Source organism: Mycobacterium sp. (assembly GCF_052145595.1).
Taxonomy (GTDB): Bacteria; Actinomycetota; Actinomycetes; order Mycobacteriales; family Mycobacteriaceae; genus Mycobacterium.
In genome coordinates this window covers 1-4,769 of the sequence record NZ_JBKQOI010000280.1, presented here as the reverse complement: position 1 = coordinate 4,769, position 4,769 = coordinate 1, and the positions used below count along the sequence as shown (strand labels likewise).

The 4,769-nt window shown below is 63.3% G+C and carries 4 protein-coding genes; 2 read left to right on the top strand and 2 right to left on the bottom strand.

All coding sequences use genetic code 11. From position 1 onward, the window contains the following. A partial coding sequence (locus ACLP4W_RS24330; RefSeq protein ID WP_442389955.1) for a sodium-dependent bicarbonate transport family permease occupies window positions 1-1,187 on the bottom strand: 1,187 nt, incomplete at its 3' end. A gap of 681 nt (window positions 1,188-1,868) precedes the next feature. On the opposite strand from ACLP4W_RS24330, the gene ACLP4W_RS24325 reads away from it, so the two are divergent. Both ACLP4W_RS24325 and ACLP4W_RS24320 read left to right on the top strand, forming a co-directional pair. Continuing rightward, the gene (locus ACLP4W_RS24325; RefSeq protein WP_442389954.1) at window positions 1,869-3,215 is read left to right on the top strand and encodes a salicylate synthase; all 1,347 of its coding nucleotides are present in this window, start codon (window positions 1,869-1,871) and stop codon (window positions 3,213-3,215) included. A 181-nt stretch (window positions 3,216-3,396) separates the two neighbouring features. Continuing rightward, window positions 3,397-4,413, top strand: coding sequence for an acyl-ACP desaturase (locus ACLP4W_RS24320; protein WP_442389953.1), 1,017 nt, complete (start codon window positions 3,397-3,399; stop codon window positions 4,411-4,413). Window positions 4,414-4,514: 101 nt separating this feature from the next. Here the strand turns inward: ACLP4W_RS24320 and ACLP4W_RS24315 are convergent. After that, window positions 4,515-4,769, bottom strand: a 255-nt coding sequence (locus ACLP4W_RS24315) for an AMP-binding enzyme (protein WP_442389952.1), incomplete at its 5' end; no start/stop codon positions are given.

Below are 4,769 nucleotides of genomic sequence, written 5' to 3'. Positions count from 1 at the left end.
ATTCCGATGGTGACGTTGTAGGAAAAGGTCAGACCCAGCGACGCGGCCAGCGGCAGGGTGGGGCTGGCTTCGGGGATGGCCAGCCGCTGGACCGCCGGGACGGCGATGTAAGACGCCGCGCCGCAGAGCACCGCGAACAGCACGTAGGTTCCCGGCTTGAAATCGGCATGGGTGAGAGATGCATATGCGTGGGCGACGATGATCCCCAGCGGCGCAAAGATATTCGGCGCCAGCAGGCCAAAGAAGATGAAACCGGGGCCCGCCGATCGCAGGTCTTTCAACTTGCGGGATGCCGTCATGCCCATCTCGAGCAGGAACAGACACAGCACGCCCTGGAATGCCAGCACGAAGAACTTGTCGTCGTCTGCAACGACCTTTTGCCCCTGCAGCCCACTGATGAGCCCGATCAGGATGCCGCCGATGAGGAGGACGAGCCCGGGGTTGAGGAAAACTTCCTGCAGGAGCTCACGTGAGAAAACGGGCATCCTCTTGGCCTTCCCGCGAGCCGGGCTCTGGTCGGGCTCCCAGTTCGGATGCTCGAGCTTCTCCATTGAGAGCTCCAGCTCCTGCTCGACTCCTCGGTTGTGCTCGGCCGCCAGGGACTCGCCCTTAGCGGGCCGCGCGGCGGTGCCGGGACCGACCCCGACCTTGACCGGTGGGGTGTAGCCGGGCTCGCCCAGCATGTATCCCGCTTCGTTCAGACCTCGGTGCCGCAGCAACGCCACGAAGTACAGCGCCACCAAGCAACCGGGAATCTCCATGACGGCCAACATGACCGGCATGTAGGCGTTGAAGGCGACATTGACGGCGGCCAGGAAGGCCACACAGGTGGCGAATGTCCCTGCCGAGTCCGACCCGTAATAACCCGCGACCGTTGCTCGGTCGATTCTTCGCAGGGAAGTCAGCCAACCCATCAGTACGTAGGCTAAGCCTCCGATCAGGAAGTTCAGGATGAAGCCCAGCACCATGAAGCCCACGATGACCCAGATGCCGGTGTTGATTTTCGCGAGCTCTTCGCCACCGTGCCAGCCGATCGCCAGCAGCAGGTACATCGTCAAGCCCTGGTAGATCACATAGGGGAACTCAAACCGCACCTTAAATATCGGGATCAGGAACCCGAAGTAGAAGAACAACAGGAGCGGCTTGAACAGGTTGTGCGTGAAGTTGTGCCAGAACTCTTGCAGCATTGGTGCCTCTCCTTTTGAAGCGCTGATCGGGGGAAGCACCGTCCGCAAGCCGGGGCAACCACGAACATCCCGAAATCGTGCAAAATTTAACCCCGCCGGTGCGGGACCGCCACTCGGAAACAACGCGAAACGTCCAGATTTAGCCGCAGCGTGGCGCAATAGGTGGTTTTGCTAAAGGCTGTGGTCACAGCGGTGCAGGTCGGGCCGGGTAAAGCGCGATCGGCGTGAATCCACTGTGATTGCTCTGTGGGTTGCCTGTGGGGATGGGCTCGGCGTCAACGTGCCGAAGAAATCAGCGGGGGACCGACGCCGACTCCGCTGGGGGAGATGTGTCAGAGACCGCCACGCTCAAGGCAAGTAGTGCGTGAGGGTTCCTCAAAAAGCCGTCAATGCGAAACATCGACGCAGGTCGGCCTCTGGGCAGATCGTGGGCTGGTCGCCGCGGGCAACGCAGTCGCATAAGCCATCTGCAAGCTCGATTACGAACGTATCGAGGTTTCTCTCGATCGATGGTTGGCGATGGCGATAGAAGTTAGCTGGGGCGGGCAAAAACTGCTGTCGTTAAAGTTTTGTTAAGGCTGTCCGTGCGGCGCCGATTCGCCGGATTTCGCTCATGGGCCGGGGGCGGGGGTGGTGGGCCCTGCGCGCGGCGTTTCATAGGTTAGGCTACATTTACTAACCGTGACCGAGGTCAGCGTCGAGACGAGTTCCGCCCGCTCCACGTCACTGCCGCTTCCCGTCCACATCGACCCCGCCGACCTGGCGGCCGAGCTGGCCGCGGTGCTGCCCGAGCGAGTCGGTGAGGAATACCTGCTCTACGAGCACGACGGTCAATGGGTGCTGGCCAGCGGTGTGCAGGCGATGGTCGAGCTGGACAGCGACGAACTGCGGGTGATCCGCGACGGCGCCACCCAGCGGCAACAGTGGTCCGGGCGTCCGGGACCGGTGCTGGGTGAAGCCATCGACCGGCTACTGCTGGAAACCGACCAAGTTTTCGGCTGGATCGCGTTCGAATTCGGCGTTTACCGCTATGGCCTGCAGCAGCGGCTGGCTCCGGGGACCCCGCTGGCCCGAGTGTTCTGGCCGCGCACCCGCATCGTGGTGACCCGCGAGGCCGTCCGCCTTTTCGGCGCCGAGACCGGCCACCGCGAGGCGGTACGCGAGTTGGTGGGGGACGGCGTGCGAGGCGTTCCGGACGCCTGCCCGGTCGACGTTGACGCCGACCCCTCCGGCTACCGCGATCGGGTGGCGATGGCGGTCCGTGAGATCGCCACGGGCAGCTACCACAAGGTGATCTTATCCCGTTGTGTCGAAGTCCCTTTCGCGGTTGATTTCCCGTCCACCTACCGGCTCGGGCGTCGGCACAACACCCCGGTGAGGTCGTTTCTGTTGCGGCTGGGCGGAATGCGCGCCGTGGGCTACAGCCCCGAACTTGTCGCGGCCGTTCACCACGACGGTGCCGTGGTGACCGAGCCGCTGGCCGGTACCCGCGCGCTCGGTCGTGGTGCGGCGCATGATCGTCAGGCCCGCGACGACCTGGAGTCGAACTCCAAAGAGATTGTCGAACACGCTATTTCGGTGCGTAGCTCGCTACGGGAAATCACCGAGATCGCCGAACCGGGCACCGCGGTGGTCACCGACTTCATGACGGTGCGGGAGCGGGGGAGCGTCCAGCACCTCGGTTCCACGATCAGCGCGCGCCTGGGCTCATCGAGCGACCGGATGGATGCGCTGGAGGCGCTTTTTCCGGCGGTCACCGCGTCGGGCATCCCGAAAGCGGCCGGCGTCGAAGCCATCCTGCGTCTCGATGAGGGCCCGCGCGGGCTGTATTCCGGTGCGGTCGTGATGGTTTCGGCAGACGGCGGGCTGGACGCGGCGCTGACGCTGCGAGCGGCCTACGAATGCGACGGGAAGACATGGTTGCGGGCCGGTGCCGGAATCATCGAAGGGTCGGAGCCCGAGCGCGAATTCGAGGAGACCTGCGAGAAGCTGTCCACACTCGCGCCGTACCTGATTGCACGGCAATAGCGTCAGATTTCCGCTTGTTGGCGAGCGTTTCGGCGTAGCCGAAGGTCCCGTTTTTCCGCGTTGCGCGCCAAAGGGACTTTCGGCCCTTTTTGATCAATTCCGCGCGTGTCAGCTTGATGTAACTGCGTGACACAGATATATTGCGTGTTACTGATCGCAACACATAACTTGGGAGGACCCCGTGTCCAAGGGCTTGACCAATCTGCAGCTACTCCAGGAACTAGAGCCTGTGGTCGAGGACCTGCTCAACCGCCACCTCTCGATGTTCAAGGATTGGAATCCGCACGACTACATTCCGTGGTCGGACGGCAAGAACTTCTACGCTCTGGACGGCCAGGACTGGGAGCCCGGGCAGAGTCAACTCCCCGACGTGGCGCAGGTCGCGATGGTGCAAAACCTGCTGACAGAGGACAACTTGCCGTCGTATCACCGCGAGATCGCGATGAATTTCAGCATGGACGGTCCGTGGGGGCAGTGGGTGAATCGGTGGACCGCCGAGGAGAACAGGCACAGCACGGCGCTGCGCGACTACCTCGTCGTGACCCGCGCGGTCGATCCCGTCGCGCTGGAAAAGTTGCGCATGGAGCAAATGACCAGAGGCTTCAGTCCGGGGCAGAATCAGCAGGGCGACATGTTCGCTGAGAGCGTGTTCGACTCGGTCATGTACGTCTCGTTCCAGGAATTGGCCACCCGCGTCTCGCACCGCAACACCGGCAAAGCCTCGAATGACCCGATCGCGGAGCAGTTGATGGCCCAGGTGTCACACGACGAGAACCTGCACATGATCTTCTACCGCGACGTCAGCGCCGCGGGCCTGGACATCGCGCCCAACCAGGCGATGAAGTCGGTGCACCGGATCCTGCGCAACTTCAAGATGCCCGGCTTCACGGTGCCGGAGTTCCGCCGCAAGGCGGTGATCATCGCCGTCGGCGGCGTCTACGACCCGCGCATACACCTCGACGAGGTCGTCATGCCGGTGCTGAGGAAGTGGCGCATCTTCGAACGCGAAGACTTCACCGGCGAGGCCGCGTGGATGCGCGACGACCTCGCCGTACTGATCAAAGAGCTCGAGCAGGCCTCCGACAAATTCGATGAGTCCAAGCAGCGCTACCTCGACCGCGAGGCTCGCAAGACCGAGCGGATCACGGCCAGCAAGGTGCTCAGAACCGAGGGGACGCTGACGCTCAGCGAGCGGTAACGGCGGGCGCGGACGCGGGCAGTTTCGCCCCGGATGCGGCCGGGTATCAGAGACGATGAGCGTAGCGCCATCCGTGGATGTGCCCGACGTTCGCCGTGGCGCTACGCTCCTTGCCGCTGCGATGCCTCCGAACCACCGAACCGGCGGGCTATCGCTTTCTTATCGATCTTGCCGATTGGTGTTGTGGGCAGTGCCGCCATCGCGACCAGCATGTCGGGCCGGGCGTGTGTGGCCACCCCGCGCTCGCCAAGGTAGGCGTTCAACTCCGCGAGGCTGACCGGGTCTCCGTTGAAAACCACTGCAGCGCAAATCTTTTCACCCAGATAGGGATCGGGCAGCGGAACTGCCGCGGCCGA